Annotated in this window: 15 protein-coding genes; 11 read left to right on the forward strand and 4 right to left on the reverse strand. The window is 41.0% G+C overall.

Annotation, left to right across the window (positions count from 1 at the left end; translation table 11 throughout):
• Positions 1 to 37: 37 nt before the first annotated feature.
• The gene (locus tag L0Z67_RS03815; protein WP_193988384.1) at positions 38 to 1,741 is read right to left on the reverse strand and encodes a dipeptidyl-peptidase 3 family protein; all 1,704 of its coding nucleotides are present in this window, start codon (positions 1,739 to 1,741) and stop codon (positions 38 to 40) included.
• Between the two features lie 268 nt (positions 1,742 to 2,009).
• Here L0Z67_RS03815 and L0Z67_RS03820 point away from each other — a divergent pair, with 268 nt between their 5' ends.
• Positions 2,010 to 2,852 carry an HDOD domain-containing protein gene (locus tag L0Z67_RS03820; protein WP_062570189.1) on the forward strand — a complete coding sequence of 281 codons (843 nt, stop codon included), beginning with the start codon at positions 2,010 to 2,012 and terminating at the stop codon, positions 2,850 to 2,852.
• Between the two features lie 86 nt (positions 2,853 to 2,938).
• Here the strand turns inward: L0Z67_RS03820 and rdgC are convergent, their stop codons facing one another.
• Both rdgC and L0Z67_RS03830 read right to left on the reverse strand, forming a co-directional pair.
• Entirely contained in the window at positions 2,939 to 3,847 is a 909-nt protein-coding gene (gene rdgC, locus L0Z67_RS03825; protein ID WP_062570190.1) for a recombination-associated protein RdgC, read from the reverse strand.
• A 90-nt stretch (positions 3,848 to 3,937) separates the two neighbouring features.
• Positions 3,938 to 5,701: a sensor histidine kinase gene (locus L0Z67_RS03830; RefSeq protein ID WP_062570191.1), complete on the reverse strand. Its 1,764-nt coding sequence runs from the start codon at positions 5,699 to 5,701 to the stop codon at positions 3,938 to 3,940.
• A gap of 237 nt (positions 5,702 to 5,938) precedes the next feature.
• Here L0Z67_RS03830 and L0Z67_RS03835 point away from each other — a divergent pair, with 237 nt between their 5' ends.
• From L0Z67_RS03835 to thrC, 4 genes are all read left to right on the forward strand, one after another.
• Positions 5,939 to 6,313: a response regulator gene (locus tag L0Z67_RS03835; RefSeq protein WP_062570192.1), complete on the forward strand. Its 375-nt coding sequence runs from the start codon at positions 5,939 to 5,941 to the stop codon at positions 6,311 to 6,313.
• A gap of 228 nt (positions 6,314 to 6,541) precedes the next feature.
• Positions 6,542 to 8,959, forward strand: a complete 2,418-nt coding sequence (gene thrA, locus L0Z67_RS03840; RefSeq protein WP_237114861.1) for a bifunctional aspartate kinase/homoserine dehydrogenase I — start codon at positions 6,542 to 6,544, stop codon at positions 8,957 to 8,959.
• A gap of 9 nt (positions 8,960 to 8,968) precedes the next feature.
• Positions 8,969 to 9,895, forward strand: a complete 927-nt coding sequence (gene thrB / locus L0Z67_RS03845; RefSeq protein ID WP_237114862.1) for a homoserine kinase — start codon at positions 8,969 to 8,971, stop codon at positions 9,893 to 9,895.
• 18 nt (positions 9,896 to 9,913) lie between these two features.
• Entirely contained in the window at positions 9,914 to 11,197 is a 1,284-nt protein-coding gene (gene thrC / locus L0Z67_RS03850; RefSeq protein ID WP_237114863.1) for a threonine synthase, read from the forward strand.
• Positions 11,198 to 11,245: 48 nt separating this feature from the next.
• On the opposite strand, the gene L0Z67_RS03855 is transcribed toward thrC, so the two are convergent.
• The gene (locus tag L0Z67_RS03855) at positions 11,246 to 11,614 is read right to left on the reverse strand and encodes a hypothetical protein (RefSeq protein ID WP_062570196.1); all 369 of its coding nucleotides are present in this window, start codon (positions 11,612 to 11,614) and stop codon (positions 11,246 to 11,248) included.
• Positions 11,615 to 11,906: 292 nt separating this feature from the next.
• Here L0Z67_RS03855 and glyA point away from each other — a divergent pair, with 292 nt between their 5' ends.
• The 6 genes from glyA to ribE all read left to right on the forward strand — a co-directional run bounded on the left by glyA (position 11,907) and on the right by ribE (position 17,234).
• Entirely contained in the window at positions 11,907 to 13,163 is a 1,257-nt protein-coding gene (gene glyA, locus L0Z67_RS03860; protein ID WP_062570197.1) for a serine hydroxymethyltransferase, read from the forward strand.
• A gap of 108 nt (positions 13,164 to 13,271) precedes the next feature.
• A complete protein-coding gene (gene nrdR, locus L0Z67_RS03865; RefSeq protein ID WP_054552576.1) occupies positions 13,272 to 13,721 on the forward strand; it encodes a transcriptional regulator NrdR in 450 nt (149 codons plus the stop codon).
• 2 nt (positions 13,722 to 13,723) lie between these two features.
• Entirely contained in the window at positions 13,724 to 14,863 is a 1,140-nt protein-coding gene (gene ribD / locus L0Z67_RS03870) for a bifunctional diaminohydroxyphosphoribosylaminopyrimidine deaminase/5-amino-6-(5-phosphoribosylamino)uracil reductase RibD (RefSeq protein ID WP_237114864.1), read from the forward strand.
• 4 nt (positions 14,864 to 14,867) lie between these two features.
• Positions 14,868 to 15,521: a riboflavin synthase gene (locus L0Z67_RS03875; RefSeq protein ID WP_193988389.1), complete on the forward strand. Its 654-nt coding sequence runs from the start codon at positions 14,868 to 14,870 to the stop codon at positions 15,519 to 15,521.
• Between the two features lie 41 nt (positions 15,522 to 15,562).
• Positions 15,563 to 16,678, forward strand: a complete 1,116-nt coding sequence (gene ribBA / locus L0Z67_RS03880) for a bifunctional 3,4-dihydroxy-2-butanone-4-phosphate synthase/GTP cyclohydrolase II (protein ID WP_237114865.1) — start codon at positions 15,563 to 15,565, stop codon at positions 16,676 to 16,678.
• Positions 16,679 to 16,769: 91 nt separating this feature from the next.
• A complete protein-coding gene (ribE, locus tag L0Z67_RS03885; RefSeq protein ID WP_036966328.1) occupies positions 16,770 to 17,234 on the forward strand; it encodes a 6,7-dimethyl-8-ribityllumazine synthase in 465 nt (154 codons plus the stop codon).
• The last annotated feature ends 11 nt before the right edge of the window (positions 17,235 to 17,245 follow it).

Below are 17,245 nucleotides of genomic sequence, written 5' to 3' on the forward strand. Positions count from 1 at the left end.
TGCCACTGGCAGCGTTTTTTATTTCAAAATAACTGGTTTAGTTTAAACCTAATACGTCTTTACCTTGCTTGAAGGTTACATCAACAGGGATATTTGCTTGGCTTAGCTTTTCTAAATCTTTAGCAAGCTCAGCTTTAATCTCACCATGAGTTGCGATTAACTGATCAACTTTTTGGTAATCACCGTCACCTTGAATCGTTAAGATTAAGCGCGAAAGTTTTTCCATTGCTTGACTCATTTTCTCCATGTTAACGCTGTATAAGCCGTCCGCATTTTTAGAAAACGCACCTTCTTCAGCAAAGAAGTTAAAGCGGATCATATTTGCTTTACCGTGGGCACTTGATGCACCAAAACGCACTGAGCGGAAGATACCAGCCATGAAGGTGATGTAATAATCTTCTAATGTTCCGTCAGTGATTTCGCCTTTTTTAAGTAGCTGTTCAACCATGTAAAGCCCTAGGATATCTGCTTTACCTTCTTCAAGGGCACTGGCATGCTCTTGTAGTGATTGGCGAACAGTCCCTTTACCTGTAAGGGTGTTTTTAATGCCTAAACCATGGGCTACTTCGTGGAACATAGTGTTAGCAAAAAATGCATCAAAGGTGATGTGCTTACGTTGCTCTGGAACGATTAACTGCTCTGAAATTGGCACTAAGATTTTATCGAACTTAGCGCGCATTGCATTTTTCAGCTGTAAGCGACGTGTGCCTTTTTCTAATTGAACTTGCTCGTCATTTGGCAGGTTGATGGCAATTGTTTTACTGCCCGCATTTGAGTGGCCAGCATAGTACACAACATCATAAGCATTTAGGTCTGCATCTGAGCCGGGTACTTCTTGCTTATACTTGTCTGCAACAGGTAAGCCTTTTTGCAACTCAGGTAGGAAAGCAGCAAACTTAGCTAAGCGTTCGCTCCAAGCAAGGTCTTTAATAAGTACATAAGATTCATAGGCGGCGCGATAACCAAATAGCTGATCTTCGTAAGTTTCGATAGGACCTATAACAACATCAATTGGGTTATTTTTCATATCCATCCACGCAAAGTCAGATGGTTGGAAATCATCACTTACTAGCGCATCAGCACGCATACTTAAGTAGTTTGCAAATTCTTTGTCGTCAGCAAGTTTACTTGCTTCACGTAATAAGTTCGCTGCTTTTTCAAGCTCTTGTGCATATTCTACAGAGTATGCAACGCTATAAAGTTTGCCATTTTCATCACGCTTAATTACAGAGTAAAGGCCTGTTTTGTCTTCAACATTTGCGCTATTTAATTCTTCTTTAGTGATATCGCTTGGATAAAAACCTGCGCCAAGTGGCTTTTCTTCGTAGCCAGATAAAAAGACTTTATCGCCATTTAAACGATCCCAAGGGCCGTAGTTGATATCTGCAAATTTCTGAACTTTTTCATCATTTATTTTTGCTAAAAATGCGTCTTTGTTTTCACCAAATGCTTGATGCCAAAATAGTTGATCCATGATTTTTGATGCATCAATTAGCTTACCAACCATTTGTTTTTGATTGTCACTTAAGTGGCTCAAGTCTGATGTAAGTGTAAAGTCTGTATAAATATCTAAACGACTCTTGTCAGCATTGATAAGTTGAGGATTATTTTCTTCAGTAATTTGCTTTGTTTGTTGTGCTGTAGGCTTAGTTTGAGAAGTGGTTGCTTGCTCATTAGAGCATGCGCCAAGAAAAACAGCACCTGATAAGATAAGTGCTTGGCTAATTTTATTTAATGTCATTTTTTTGCCCGTTAGAAAGAGAGAATCATTACGTTTAAAACAGAACGTCTTCGCATTAAAGCAAATCTGACATATATATGGCAAGTTTAGTGCGCTAGAAGCAATATTTATTTATCAGGTAGTGACTTAAAAATAAAAAAATATAATTTCTGTGTTTTTCTTAACTTTAGCGCTAACTTAGATAATACTAAAACTATAATTAATCTAAGAATGTCAGTCATTAGTTTGCGTTATTTGCAAGTGGCTAATTCAAGAGGATGGCACGTATATGTCAACAGAGAATGCTTTACTGACCATTTTGGTCGACAGAATAAATAATGACACGTTAGTGTTACCTACCTTACCGGAAGTTGCTGTCAAAGTGAGACAAGCGGCGGACGATCCGAATGTAAATTTAATGCAGATGGCGGATGTCATTGCACATGATCCTGCTTTATCGGCAAGAATGATTAAAGTGGCCAACAGTGCATTTATGGGACGCTCAGTGAAGGTCACAAATTTACATCAAGCGGTAACTCGTATTGGTTTAAGGCAAATTAAGAATATTGCTACGGCAATGGCCATGGAGCAGCTTTTTGTTTCACATAATGAGTTAATTAAGGGTTATATGGATAAAGCATGGCAAAAGACGCTTAAAGTTGCCTGCCATTCAATTACCTTAATGGATTTCTTTTTACATATGAATAAGCACACTTCATTGAACCGAGATACCATTACACTCGCTTCATTGGTTTATAACATTGGCGTGCTACCCATTCTTACTGAAGCTGAAAAACACCCCGAAGTATTTGCCAATCCTAGTTTTCTTGCCCACGCTATTCAAAAGCTAGGGGGGAAGGTTGGCGGTGCTATCATGCGAGCATGGGGTTTCACTGATGAATTTGTTGAAGTTGCTGAAAGCTGGGCAAATCCTAATTACCGCCCTGAGCATATTTGTTATGTGGATTTTATCCGTATAGGTGCCATTCTGGAGGGAATTTTACAAGTTTCAGATAAGTCGGCCGCGTTGCAAATGTATGTTGATAAAGGGGTCATTGAGTCTCTTGATATGTTCAATACTGATGAGTACCACAATATGCTCAATGAGGTTAAGGCCGTTTTTACTGACTAATACCATACAGGGTATAATCTTTATCTACGCAGTATGAAATAACAAAAAAGTGCGATGTTTATCGCACTTTTTTGTGTCACGCACTGTTATAAATCGTCAGCGTCACCAAGCCCTTGTGTTAGCTCTTCTAACATTTGCTTGATCTCTTCTGATGCGAGGATAAAGTCTGCATCGAGCTTGACTGCCATATCTTCTTTAGGAATGTCAGCGTTTTCTTCTTTTAATGTTTCTGAGTAGTTCATGCGTTTGATTGAACCATCATTTTGCAGCATAAACTTAACGCGCTCTTGCCAATCTAGCGCCAGCTTAGTTACACGCTTGCCATTTTCTAGATGCGATTTTACTTCATCACATGATAGGTCATGACCTTTTAGTTTTACCTGAGCTCCGCTGTCATCAGCTTCTTCAAGCTCGGCATCATTGCCGATAGCAAACCCGTCAGGTGCACTGAACTTAGTGAGCCAATCTGTTAAAAATACATCAAGGTCATAATTCGCAAATGCAGGAACAACAGGCAGTGTGCCAAGTGATTTACGAAGTAGGGCTAGTAGCTCTTCTGCTTTATTAAAGCTTGCGCTGTTTACGATTACCCAGCCATTTTTTTGATCGATAAAGGCAAACTGTAGGCTCGATTTTTTAAATGCTTGAGGAAGTAGCGTATGTAGAATATTTTCTTTTAATTCGTCTTTTTCTTTTTTCTTAACAGGGCGATTTTCTTCGGCTTCAATTTGTTCTACTTTTTCAATTACAAGTTCGTTGATTACGGCCGCCGGTAGTACTTTTTCTTCACGCTTAGCGCACACTAAAATACTGTCTTGAGAAAAATGAGACAGTGTTTGGCCATGTTTGCCAAATGCTTTTGTCCAACCAAACGTTGATAGCTCTTGGCCTGTACATGAACGAAATAGGTCTTGCTCTAGGGCTTTGTCGAAATCTTCTTGGTTATATGAGACGTCTTGTTTAAAGCGGTAACAGATAAGGTTACTAAACCACATAATTAGGCTAATCCTTTCAATAAATTTGCCCAATCATAACAATAAAAAAGTGATGCCGAAATGAATGATTTCGGCATCATGGCGTTTTGCTTACGAGTTGAACATTGAAAGCGGTTTCGGCATGTTTTTTGGAAAGCTTATGTGATAGTGCAAGCCTTTACCAGGTTCACTATTGACTTCAATATCGCCACTAAGCGTTTGTTTCACTAGGTTAAAGGTGATATGTGTCCCTAGGCCACTGCCGCCTTGGTCGCGTTTGGTGGTAAAGAATGGGTCAAAAAGTTTTTCTAACTGCTCTTTGGTAACGCCATTACCGTTATCTTTAAAGTCGATAATCACTTCATCTTCTTCGTCTTTAATAATGATATCAATAAGGCCATTTTCGATGCCCTCGAAGCCGTGGATCAGCGAGTTCATGATAAGGTTGGTGAAAATTTGACTAATAGCGCCAGCCGGTAAGTTAAGGGTTAAATCTTCAGGACAATCAAGGTTAATATGATGCGATGTTTTCTTTAATTTAGGGTGTAACGAGCGAATAACTTCCCCTAAATATTCTTTAAAGTTAATGGTTCGCACCGCTTCGCTTGCTTGGTCTACTGCAATTTGTTTAAAACTTGCAACTAACTCTGAAGCGCGGTCAAGGTTACTGGTGAGTAAGCTTGTGCTTTGTTTGGCATCATTAATAAATTCTTCAAGCGCTTTTGGCGACAGGGTTTTGTCTTTGTAAGCGGCTTCTATTTGGTCCAACCGCTCCTGTAAAAATGAGGTTGCAGTTACACCAATACCAATCGGTGTGTTTACATCATGCGTAATACCCGCGACTAAGCCACCTAGTGCAGCCATTTTCTCTGAGCCGACAAGGCGCTCTTGTGCCATGTTTAGCTCATCAAGGTAACGTTGTAATTCTGTTTGCTTGGTAATTAATTCTTGTTCGGTTTGTTTACGTAAATCGATTTCTTCTGTAAGGGTTAGTTTTTGTTTTTCTAACTCATATTTTTGCTGTTGCAAGTCCATCATAGCTTGGCTGAGGTTGGATGTTTTACGTGCGACTTCTTGCTCTAATTGCAGATTTTGTTGGTCAAGTTTTTCGTTGCTTATGAGCAGTTCTTTTTGGGTATGTTCGAGCTCTTCTCTGTACAACACCACTTTATCTATTAAGCGATTGAATGACTCTTCCATCACTTTTAACTCGTTATGCTCACTCGTTTCGATTTCGATGTGACGACCTTCTAAGTCATTGAGCTCAAGGTCTTCAATTTGTTCGGTGAGTTGTGCAAGTGGCTCGGTAAGTTGTTTTCTAAAGGCTATTAAAAATAAAATGATCAAAAACGTGGTTTTGATCATCGCATTACCAATCAAGAAATAAATTGAAATCATAATACGGCTAAAGACAACTTCGCGGCTTGAAAATAGGGTGACATCACCGACTTGGGTTGCTCTGCCTGAAAACTCAAAAATAAGCGGGAAAGTATAACCAAATAAGCCCGAAGGGGTGTCCTCAATAATGGCTTCTTCTTGCACTAGTTGTTGGCTGTATAATTCGTGTATATCTAGAGAGCGCCCAAGTTGGGATAATATTTCACCGCTATCATCACGAACAATAATACCTTCAATCATTGGAATGGCGAGTAATCCCTCGGCCGTGGTAATTGTTTGTTTGGTGTTTAACTCCCAAATGGCGCGGGTTAAGCTTCGGCTAAATGTTTTTTGCAAGGTGGTTAATTCGTCACGTATATAGTCTTTAGTATTAACGTATTCAGCAATGACCTGCCCACACGTAACTACAAACGTTAATAAAAAGTAGACCGAGAGTACGCTGGTTAATAATTTTTTTGACAGGCTTTTTTGTAGCATGGAATATCCATAGCTCCTTGGTGACAATTGTAATACATTCAGCTAGTTCTAAAGTTAGCTAATAAATGATTAAAAATAAATAAATATATCCTTTTTTGAAGAAACATTTATAAATTGTTACTAAATATTGAAAAAACTTAGCCTTACTGCACTTTAAAAAGTGTGTTATAAATTTACTTCATCTTTTACTTTAGCCTTTTTTAATGTTGTATTTGCTACAGCAAAGATTTTTATCTCATGAATAGTTCTAATTTCACAGTACTTGTCTGCGATGACTCAAACGTTGCTAGGAAACAAGTTGTTAGGTGCTTAGGTGATTGCATCAGTGCTGATATTCATCAAGCCAAGAATGGCAAAGAAGCACTTACTTTTTTACGAGAGCAGAGCTTTGATTTGCTGTGCTTGGATTTAACTATGCCAGAAGTCGATGGCGTAACTGTACTCGAAACCATCAAAGCTGAAAAAATAGAGTGTTTTGTATTAGTTATTTCGGCTGATATTCAAGTTGAAATGAAACAACGAGTTGCAAAACTAGGTGCTATCGACTTTATCGACAAGCCGATAGATATTGCCCGCTTAAAAGCGACCTTGCATAAATTTGGTATTCATTAGTGTTTCTTATAACCTAAATGCATAATTTATCTTCAAGTAAAGGGTTGACAGCCTAGCTAGTAATAGGGCAGTCTAAAGGCTATGAAAACATTTAATCACGCAACGACCATTATTATTACAACCATCATCCTTACGGGATAGTGGCATAGGTCGGTGCAACAAATATAAAGGCCTGTGTTCACTAGAACACAGGCCTTTTTTCGTTTATGGGATGAGGAAACATAAATAATGCGAGTATTAAAATTTGGCGGGTCGTCCTTGGCTGACTTCGCGTGTTTGCAACAGGTAGCTCAGTTAGTCAAAGAAGAATTACGTGATGAAATGTTGTTAGTTCTATCAGCACCAGGTGGTATGACAGATTCTCTGGTAGCGTTAGCAAGTGCAGCAGAACATGGGCAAGATTTTAGTGAGTTATGGCAAGCACTGGTTGAACGCTGTGAACAATTAAAAGTTGCTGTTGAAGCTGATTTTGGTCAGGTAGCAAATTGGCCAGACTTGAACGAGCTTAAGAATAAACTAGATGGTGTTGCACTTTTAAAATGCTGCCCAGACCAAGTACGTGCTTATGTAATCAGTTTTGGTGAGCGCGTTAGTGTTGCCTTGATGGAATGTATGCTTAAAGAGAGCAATGCTCGCTACCTCGAAGCAACGGCGTGTATAGCTTCTGTAGGTGGTTACATTGATGCTGAAGCTGACTTAGCAGCAAGTAAACTACGTTTTCAAGAAGCATTGAAAGCGGCGCCAAGTACTATTTATATCATGCCAGGTTTCACAGCATCTAATGAGCAAGGGGAGCTTACAACACTTGGCCGTAATGGTTCAGATTACTCAGCTGCGATTGCAGCAGCGTGTTTAGAAGCTGATGTGTGTCAAATCTGGACTGATGTAGACGGTGTGTACAATGCTGACCCGCGCTATATCAAAAAAGCCTCTAAGGTTGATTCGCTTTCATATAAAGAAGCGATGGAACTATCGTATTTTGGTGCGAAAGTGTTGCACCCAAAAACGATTTTACCTTGTGCTAAAGCAGGTGTGCCGTGCGAGATTAAAAATACTCATAACCCACGTGCAGAAGGTTCTGTGATCAGCAACGACAGTGTGTCGAGCGATCCTGTTAAAGCGCTATCAAGTTTACAAAATCTCGCTATGTTAACGGTGTCAGGCCCGGGTATGAAAGGCAAAGTGGGCATGGCGTCAAAAGTATTTAATGCACTGGCTCATGACAATGTTTCAATTGTGTTAATCACTCAATCTTCATGTGAATTTAGCATCAGTTTCTGTGTGCATGAGAGTGACCTATCACTTGCCCTTGAAGCATTACAAACAGCTTTCGAATTAGAATCACAAGCTGGTTTAATTGAGCCAGTACAAGTACAGCGTAATCTTGCTATTGTCACTTTAGTGGGTGACAACATGCGTGCTCATAAAGGTTTAGCTGCTAAGTTTTTTGCTTCATTGGCACAAGCGCAGGTTAACATTGTTGCTATTGCACAAGACTCAACAGAAAGCGCCATTTCAGCCGTTATCGATGGTGAGCTATGCAACGACGCAGTAAAAGTGTGCCATGAGAACTTCTTTACGCATATTCCTTCAATCGATGTGTTTCTACTTGGCTGTGGCTTAGTTGGTCAAGAGCTTATTCAGCAGCTAGAGCGCCAACAAGCATGGCTTGAAAAACGCAACATTAAGCTGAACCTATACGGTGTTGCTAACTCAAGACAGCTATATCTAGATAGCGAAGGCATTGCTTTTGATGGCTGGCAAGAAAAACTAGCGAGCTCAGAGCAAGCATTTGATTTAAATCTGGTTGAGCAATTTGTTAAACAAAATCACTTAATCAACCCTGTGATCGTAGATTGTAGCTCAGCCGATAAACTTGCTGCGCAATATGTTGATTTCTTAAATGCAGGCTTCCATGTCGTTGCGGCGAATAAAAAAGCCAATACTAGCTCGTATGCTTACTACCAAGATTTAGTGGCAGCAACACAAAAGAATAATCGTAAGTTTTTATATGAAACAAACGTAGGTGCAGGCCTACCGGTTCTTGATAACCTGAAATCGCTATTTGGTGCGGGTGATGAGCTTATTAAGTTCAGCGGTATCTTATCGGGTTCATTATCGTATATGTTTGGTGCGCTACAAGATGGTTTATCACTTAGCGAAGCAACGTTAAAAGCAAAAGAAAGTGGATTTACAGAGCCAGATCCGCGTGATGATTTATCAGGCACTGATGTTGCCCGAAAACTACTGATCATTGCTCGTGAATCAGGTCTTGAGTTAGAACTAAGCGATATTGAAGTAGAATCTGTTTTACCACAAGGGTTTGCAGAAGATGATTCTGTAGCCGATTTTATGGCAAAACTACCATCAGTTGATGCGCAGTTTAACGACCGCATTCAAAGTGCAGCAAGTGAAGGTAAAGTACTTCGTTATGTGGGCACTATTGAAAACGGTCAATGTAAAGTAGGCATTGAAGCCGTAGATAGTAGCCATGCTTTATACGATATCCGTGACGGTGAAAATGCACTGGCAATCTTAAGTCAATATTATCAACCACGCCCGTTTGTGATACGTGGTTATGGCGCAGGTGCTGAAGTAACGGCCGCAGGCGTATTTGCTGATATCTTAAAAACGTTAACGCGCTAGGAGCAGGTTATGATCCGTGTATATGCACCCGCTTCAATCGGGAATTTTGCTGTTGGCTTTGATGCGCTAGGTGCTGCGCTGGCACCTATCGATGGCACCTTATTAGGTGATGTTGTCGAGGTGAGTGCCGCTGAGCAAGATACCTTTGTCTGCTCTGGCGACTATGCTCATAAATTGCCTGCTAATGCTGAAGAAAACTTGGCTTATCAATGTTTAATTCACTTTAAAGAACACGTTGCGCCGGCTATGCCAGCGGTAAAACTGGAGCTTAAAAAGAACTTACCAATTGGCTCAGGTTTAGGTTCAAGTGCGTGTTCTGTGGTGGCTGCGTTTGCAGCCCTTGATAAGTTTGCCGAAACGAACTTATCACAAGAGCAACTTATCGAGTTGATGGCTGATTTTGAAGCCATTGTTAGTGGCGGCCGTCATTACGATAACATCACGCCATGTTATTTAGGTGGTTTGCAATTAACTGGTGAACTTATTCCGAACAAGTCAATTTCGTTACCTGTTGATAATCAATGGTATTACGTAGCGGCTTTTCCAGGTTTTTCACTGAATACCGCAAAAGCGCGATCAGTACTGCCAAAGCAATTATCAATGCACGACAGTGTTGAGTTTGCACAGCGACTTTCTGCATTTAGTAGCTTATTGCTAACTGGTCGCTTTGATGCAGCGCTATCCATTATGAGTGATGAAATAGCTGAGCCACATCGCGCACCGCTCATTCAAGGCTTTGCAGAAGCTAAAAGTGCTTTACCAGAGCTTGGCGCAGAGATTGTCAGTATTTCGGGGGCGGGTCCAACATTATTTACCGTGTGTAAGAGCCTTGCAGCTGCACAAAAGTGTGCAGCGTGGCTGAATGATAATTACATCAATGAGCAGGGCTTTTGCCACATCTGTCAACTTGATCAGCTTGGCACACGACAGCTTTAAAGAATTTAAGGAATAAACATGCAATTACATAATTTAAAAGATGAAACACAACAGGTGTCGTTTGTTGAAGCGGTAAAAACGGGTTTAGGGCGTAACCAAGGGGTGTTCTTCCCAGAAAGCCTAACGCCAATTCAAGACATTGATGCGTTATTAGATTTGGACTTTGTTAGCCGTAGCAGCAAGATTTTATCGCACCTAATTGGTGATGAATTACCTGCCGATACCGTTGCTCAGATGGTGCAAAATGCGTTTAACTTTGATGTGAAGTTGGTAGAAGTTGAAAAAGACATTTATTGCTTAGAGCTATTTCATGGTCCAACGCTTGCGTTTAAAGACTTTGGTGGCCGTTTTATGGCTGAATGTCTTGCGCAATTTAACCAAGGCGAAAAAGTCACGATTTTAACGGCTACATCAGGCGACACTGGGGCTGCGGTTGCTCATGCATTTTATAATAAGCCTAATATTGATGTCGTGATCTTATACCCGAAAGGGAAAATATCACTGGCGCAGCAAAAGCTATTCACAACGTTAGGTAATAACATTCACTGCTATGCTGTTGATGGTAGCTTTGATGATTGTCAAAGCATGGTAAAACAAGCGTTTTTAGACGATGAAGTTAAACAAAAGCTAGGTCTAAACTCTGCTAACTCAATCAACATCAGTCGTTTAGTTGCACAGGTATGCTATTACTTTGAAGCCATTGCTCAATTACCTAAAGAGCAGCGTAGTAAAGCACATATCTCAGTACCAAGTGGTAACTTTGGTAATGTGTGCGCTGCAATGATTGGAGCAGTGCTTGGTATGCCGGTTGCTAAATTAAGTGCCACAACGAATCAAAACGACACGGTGCCACGTTTTTTACGAAATAAAGAATGGGCACCGAATGACACACTTGAGTCGTTATCGAACGCAATGGATGTGAGTAAACCGAATAACTGGCCACGTGTTCAGTTTATGTTGGATAACAAATGGTTTAGCTATGATGATTTTTACTCAAGCTGTGTAGGTGAAGAAGAAACAAAAGAGGTGATGAAAAAAATTCATCAAACGGGTTACATTGCAGAGCCTCATACTGCAATTGCTTATCAAGGCTTGAAAGAAAATCTAGCAGACGGCAGCGCAGGCATCTTTTTAGCGACTGCACACCCAGCTAAATTTAAAGAAAGTGTTGAAGAAATTTTAGATATCGAATTGCCTATGCCGAAACCACTTGCTGATGCATTAGCAAAGCAATGTTTAGCTGAAGATATCAAGTTTGATTATCAATTGCTTCGCACTGAGCTACTAAGTAAACTCGCGTAATATCCATAAAAAAGAGCGGCTTAGCCGCTCTTTTTTATATTGCTTATTTTAATGAAGTAGTGAATGGCTATGACGGTTTAAAACTCGCATAATGAGAATTACCAAAGAGGCGATACACAGTAACACACTGATAATTGAGATTATTTCGTTTTGTGTCCACTGAATTAAAGTGAACGCTGAAATGAATAAAATAAATGGTTTAAATTCATAGTAATAGTGAGATTTCGTTTGTTTTATTCTTTGGCTTGAGTGATCAGTTCTTCTGGCCTCAGAGCGCATACGCCACACATTAGCGCCCATTAAAAACAGTATTATACCGATTAAAGTTGGCACACTATCCTTGGCTAACGTAATACAACTCACCCCGAGAAAGAAGTACACATAAGGGACAACTTCGTAAATTGGTTTGGCTAACATGTCTCGCTATCATCCATGATACTAACTAATACTATAAGATTAGTTGGTGTTAGTGGAAATACAAGTATCAGCGGGCACTTTTTAATTTAGTGACATTTTAAAAATATATGTAATATTTTAAATTTATAAATTTTTGTTATGTATCAATAAAAAAATATCATTATTAAAACACTGTGAAATAAATTCAATCCCTGTTTAAATATGTTCATCTTTACACGATAGGCAAAAGTGCGTTTTAAGCGTACAATATAGCCTTCAAAAAAACACCATACACGTTGCCTTAGGAGACCCCATGTTAGAACGTAGCATGAATATTTCGGATTTCGATCCAGAGTTATTTGCAGCCATCAATAAAGAGACGGCTCGTCAAGAAGAGCACATCGAACTGATCGCGTCTGAAAACTACTGTAGCCCACGCGTGCTTGAAGCACAGGGCTCTCAGCTAACGAACAAATATGCTGAAGGCTACCCAGGCAAACGTTACTATGGCGGTTGTGAGCACGTTGACGTTGTTGAGCAACTGGCTATTGACCGTGCAAACGAATTATTCGGTACTGACTACGCTAACGTTCAACCTCACGCAGGTTCACAAGCAAACGCAGCTGTTTTCCAAGCGCTTCTTCAGCCGCACGATACAGTACTAGGTATGAGCTTAGCTCATGGTGGCCACTTAACTCACGGCTCACACGTTAACTTTTCTGGTAAAACGTACAATGCAATTCAATACGGCCTAAATGAAGAGACAGGCGAAATTGATTATGCTCAAGTTGAAGCACTTGCATTAGAGCACAAGCCAAAAATGATCATCGCTGGTTTCTCTGCATACTCTGGCGTTGTTGATTGGGCTAAATTCCGTGAAATCGCTGACAAAGTAGGTGCATACTTATTCGTAGATATGGCTCACGTTGCTGGTCTTATCGCAGCGGGTGTATACCCAAGCCCAATCCCTCACGCACACGTTGTTACTACAACAACTCACAAAACATTAGCGGGTCCTCGTGGCGGTCTAATCGTTTCTGCATGTGGTGATGAAGAGATTTACAAAAAGCTAAACAGCGCTGTATTCCCTGGTGGTCAAGGTGGTCCTTTATGTCACATCATCGCTGCTAAAGCGGTTGCGTTTAAAGAAGCATTACAACCAGAGTTTAAAACGTACCAAGCACAAGTTGTTAAGAACGCTCAAGCTATGGTTGAAGTTCTTCAAGAGCGTGGCTACAAAGTTGTTTCTGGTAAAACAGACAACCACTTATTCCTTCTTGACCTAATCGATAAAGATATCACAGGTAAAGATGCTGACGCTGCACTAGGTAATGCAAACATCACAGTTAACAAAAACTCAGTACCAAACGACCCACGTTCACCGTTTGTAACGTCTGGTCTTCGTATTGGTTCTCCGGCTATTACTCGCCGTGGCTTCAAAGAAGCTGAGTCAAAAGAGCTTGCGGGCTGGATCTGTGACGTACTAGACAACATCAACGATGAGTCTGTACAAGCAGAAGTAAAAGAGAAAGTGAAAGCTATCTGTAAAAAATTACCAGTTTACGCTTAATTACTGGTTAAACCGTAATTAAGATAACAATAGCGTTGTTTTTTGCTATTATAAGGGCCGCTTACTAAGCGGCCTTTTTTTGTTTTTTATAAACGGAAGTTGAACCCTATGCATTGCCCTTTTTGCACCGCAAAAGATACCAAAGTAATTGATTCTCGACTTGTTGGCGGTGGTCACCAAGTGAGACGTCGACGTGAATGTAACGAATGCCATGAGCGCTTTACCACCTTTGAAGGCGCTGAGCTTGTGATGCCAAGAGTCATCAAGCAAGACGGTAGCCGCGAACCATTTAATGAAGACAAGTTACTCAATGGCTTGCATCGCGCTTTAGAGAAACGCCCTGTTAGCACTGAGCAGGTCGATGAAGTCGTTAATATCATTAAATCTCAACTTCGTGCCACGGGTGAACGTGAGATCTCTAGCCATTTAATTGGCGAGTGCATCATGGAGTCACTAAAGAAACTCGACAAAGTAGCCTATGTGCGCTTTGCATCGGTTTATCGTTCATTTGAAGATATTCGCGAGTTTGGTGAAGAAATCGCTCGTTTAGGTGATTAATCATGTCGTTTACAGAGCTTGATACAGCTTATATGGCGCGTGCCATTGAGCTTGCTAAACAAGGTCGTTTTACTACGACGCCAAACCCGAATGTTGGCTGTGTTTTGGTTAAAGATGGCGAAATAGTCGGTGAAGGGTTTCATCAATTAGCAGGGCAGGGCCATGCTGAAGTGAATGCCTTGGCTGTAGCTGGCGACAACGCGAAAGGCGCCACTGCTTATGTGACTTTAGAGCCTTGTAGTCATTATGGACGCACTCCACCTTGTGCCGAAGGTTTAAAAGCAGCGGGTGTTAGCAAGGTGATTGCCGCTATGGTCGACCCAAACCCTGCGGTGAGTGGTCGCGGCCTACAAATTTTAGCCGACGCCGGTATTAGCGTTGCATCTGGTTTACTTGAACAGCAAGCGCGCGATTTAAACAAAGGTTTTTTAAAGCGTATGGAATCAGGATTGCCATATGTGACTTGTAAAATGGCATGTAGTTTAGATGGTAAAACTGCGCTAAATAACGGCCAAAGTAAATGGATAACAGGCTCTAAAGCACGCCAAGACGTGCAAGCGTTTCGTGCCCAAAGTTGCGCGATACTCACTGGTGCAGATACGGTTTTGACCGATAATGCAAAACTGAATGTTCGCATTGAAGAGCTTCCATTTACCATGCCAACCTCGCTGCCTTTACGCCAGCCGACCCGAGTCATTATTGATTCACAAAATAGGTTAACGCCTGAGCTTGCGTTATTCAGCATCGAGAGCTCGGTGATTATTTTTACCACGTCGCTTGATAATCAGCATCAATGGCCTCATTTTGTTAAGCACGAAGTGGTGCCAGCAGTTAACAATAAAGTTGATTTATCGGCCCTTTTAAAGCGTCTTACTGAACTACAAGTTAATCATGTTTGGCTCGAAGCAGGTGCGACCCTCGCTGGCGTGTTTGCTGAGCAAGATTTAATTGACGAATACATTGTTTATATTGCTCCTAAGTTAATAGGTGATTTGGGCAAAAGCTTACTAAACTTTGCAGAAGTCACCATGATGAGTGATATCACTGAGCTGACCTTTACTGATACAGTGATGATTGGTGACGACATCCGCATAACCGCGAAAAAAGCAAAGCAAGCCACATATATTGAAAATAAAGAGTAGCACTATGTTTACTGGAATAATTGAAGCAACAGGTAAAATTGTTGAACTAACACAAAAGCAAGGTGATCTAGCTATTCGTATCCAAAGCAATAATTTGGATATGAAAGACGTCAAGCTCGGTGACAGTATTGCCACCAACGGTGTGTGTTTAACGGTTGTCGCTAAATATAGCGATGGTTTTAGTGCTGACTTATCAAACGAAACAATCAGCTTAACTGGATTTGCACATTACAAAAAAGGCCAAACAGTTAATCTCGAAAAAGCCATGCAACCACTTTCTCGCTTAGGTGGGCACTTGGTATCAGGCCATGTTGATGGTATTGCGACGGTAGAAAGTATTAGTCCTAATGCTCGTGCAACAGAGTATTGGCTAAGTACCAACAGCGATTTAATGAAATACATTCCCTACAAAGGTTCGGTATGTATTGATGGTATTAGTTTAACGGTCAACGAAGTCGAGCAAAATCGCTTTAAGTTGACGATTGTTCCACATACCGCTGAGCAAACAACGATTGCAGAATTTCAGGTGGGTACTCAGGTGAACTTAGAAGTTGACCAGATTGCTCGCTATTTAGAGCGCCTAATAAAAGGGGCTGAACAACCTTCCCGTTCAGACATATCAATGAGCTTGCTAGCACAAGCTGGCTTTATTAAATAAGCACGGATAGGTCAAATTAATCATACTCTCATGGGCACATTATGAATTTACACAGCGCGCAAGAAATTATCGATGACATTAAAGCCGGTAAAATGGTTATTTTAATGGACGATGAAGACAGAGAAAATGAAGGCGATTTAATCATCGCAGCAGAACATATTAGTGCTGATGCCATCAACTTTATGGCAACACACGGCCGTGGTTTAATTTGTTTAACCATGACACAAGAGCGTTGTCAGCAGTTAGAATTACCACTTATGGTCAAAAACAACGGTGCTGCCTTTTCAACTAATTTCACTATGTCGATTGAAGCGGCTAAAGGCGTAACAACGGGTATTTCTGCGGCCGACCGCGCACGCACAGTGCAAGCGGCTATCGCTAAAGGTGCCGTGCCGAGCGATATTGTACAACCAGGGCATATTTTTCCAATTATGGCGCAGCCAGGTGGCGTGTTAACACGTGCCGGTCATACTGAAGCGGGTTGTGATTTAGCGCGTTTAGCGGGTCTTGAGCCTTCATCAGTGATTGTTGAAATTTTAAATGCAGATGGCACCATGGCACGTCGCCCAGATCTCGAAGTATTTGCGAAAGAGCATGACTTAAAAATTGGCACCATTGCGGATTTAATCGAGTACAGAAACCTAAACGAAACCACCATTGAGCGCGTTGCTAAATGTAAACTGCCAACCGAGCATGGTGAGTTTGATTTAGTGACCTACAAAGACACTATTGATGGTCAGCTTCATTATGTTTTACAAAAAGGTGACGTATCAAAAGATGAGCCAACGTTAGTACGTGTTCACTTACAAAGTACGTTTAATGATATTTTGCTCTCAGATCGCAATGCAGACCGTAGTTGGGGGTTATCTGATGCAATGGCTTATATTGCTAAACATGATGGTGTGTTAGTAATTTTAGGTAAACAAGAGTCAACCGAAGAGCTTGAAGCAACGGTAAAAGCATTTGCCGCTGAAGATGCGGGTGAAAATGTTAGTCATCGTAAATTCCAAGGTACATCGCGTACCGTGGGGGTCGGCTCTCAGATCCTAGCTGATTTAGGTATTGAAAAGATGCGTTTAATGAGCCGTCCGAAAAAGTACCATGCGTTATCTGGTTTCCACTTAGAGGTGGTTGATTACGTTGAGCCGCAGTCTTAATTAACTAGGCTACTTTTATATTTTTGTGGTATTATGCGCCGTAATTTTTGCGCAATCGCAACCGCTTAAACTTATTTTTTAGGGTTATTAAATGAAAATTATTGAAGGTAACAAATACGCACCAGGCAAAAAATTTGCCATTGTCATTTCTCGCTTTAATGACTTTATTGGTAGCAGCCTATTAGCAGGTGCTGTTGATGAGCTTAAGCGCACAGGTGGCGTATCTGACGACGACATTACCGTTGTTTACGTACCAGGTGCCGTTGAATTACCTTTAGCAGCGAAACGCGTTGCAGCAAAGAAAGAACACGATGCAATCATCGCTTTAGGCGTAGTGATCAGAGGTGGTACGCCACACTTTGATTTAGTCGCTGGCGAATCAAACAAAGGTCTTGCACAAGTATCTCTTGAGTATGATATCCCGGTTGCATTTGGCGTATTAACCACTGAAAGCATTGAGCAAGCAATTGAGCGCGCAGGTACCAAAATGGGTAATAAAGGCGGCGAAGCTGCTTTAGGTGCGCTTGAAATGGTTAATGTGTTAGACAAAATTTAAGTTTAAGGAAT

The sequence above is a fragment of the Pseudoalteromonas sp. PB2-1 genome (assembly GCF_045040605.1).
Taxonomy (GTDB): domain Bacteria; phylum Pseudomonadota; class Gammaproteobacteria; order Enterobacterales; family Alteromonadaceae; genus Pseudoalteromonas; species Pseudoalteromonas arabiensis.

Excerpts from the sequence above, each read along its gene's own strand:
- L0Z67_RS03815 (WP_193988384.1), bottom strand. The coding sequence starts at position 1,741 with ATGACATTAAATAAAATTAGCCAAGCACTTATCTTATCAGGTGCTGTT.
- L0Z67_RS03820 (WP_062570189.1), top strand. The coding sequence starts at position 2,010 with ATGTCAACAGAGAATGCTTTACTGACCATTTTGGTCGACAGAATAAAT.
- rdgC (WP_062570190.1), bottom strand. The coding sequence starts at position 3,847 with ATGTGGTTTAGTAACCTTATCTGTTACCGCTTTAAACAAGACGTCTCA.
- L0Z67_RS03830 (WP_062570191.1), bottom strand. The coding sequence starts at position 5,701 with ATGCTACAAAAAAGCCTGTCAAAAAAATTATTAACCAGCGTACTCTCG.
- L0Z67_RS03835 (WP_062570192.1), top strand. The coding sequence starts at position 5,939 with ATGAATAGTTCTAATTTCACAGTACTTGTCTGCGATGACTCAAACGTT.
- thrA (WP_237114861.1), top strand. The coding sequence starts at position 6,542 with ATGCGAGTATTAAAATTTGGCGGGTCGTCCTTGGCTGACTTCGCGTGT.
- thrB (WP_237114862.1), top strand. The coding sequence starts at position 8,969 with ATGATCCGTGTATATGCACCCGCTTCAATCGGGAATTTTGCTGTTGGC.
- thrC (WP_237114863.1), top strand. The coding sequence starts at position 9,914 with ATGCAATTACATAATTTAAAAGATGAAACACAACAGGTGTCGTTTGTT.
- L0Z67_RS03855 (WP_062570196.1), bottom strand. The coding sequence starts at position 11,614 with ATGTTAGCCAAACCAATTTACGAAGTTGTCCCTTATGTGTACTTCTTT.
- glyA (WP_062570197.1), top strand. The coding sequence starts at position 11,907 with ATGTTAGAACGTAGCATGAATATTTCGGATTTCGATCCAGAGTTATTT.
- nrdR (WP_054552576.1), top strand. The coding sequence starts at position 13,272 with ATGCATTGCCCTTTTTGCACCGCAAAAGATACCAAAGTAATTGATTCT.
- ribD (WP_237114864.1), top strand. The coding sequence starts at position 13,724 with ATGTCGTTTACAGAGCTTGATACAGCTTATATGGCGCGTGCCATTGAG.
- L0Z67_RS03875 (WP_193988389.1), top strand. The coding sequence starts at position 14,868 with ATGTTTACTGGAATAATTGAAGCAACAGGTAAAATTGTTGAACTAACA.
- ribBA (WP_237114865.1), top strand. The coding sequence starts at position 15,563 with ATGAATTTACACAGCGCGCAAGAAATTATCGATGACATTAAAGCCGGT.
- ribE (WP_036966328.1), top strand. The coding sequence starts at position 16,770 with ATGAAAATTATTGAAGGTAACAAATACGCACCAGGCAAAAAATTTGCC.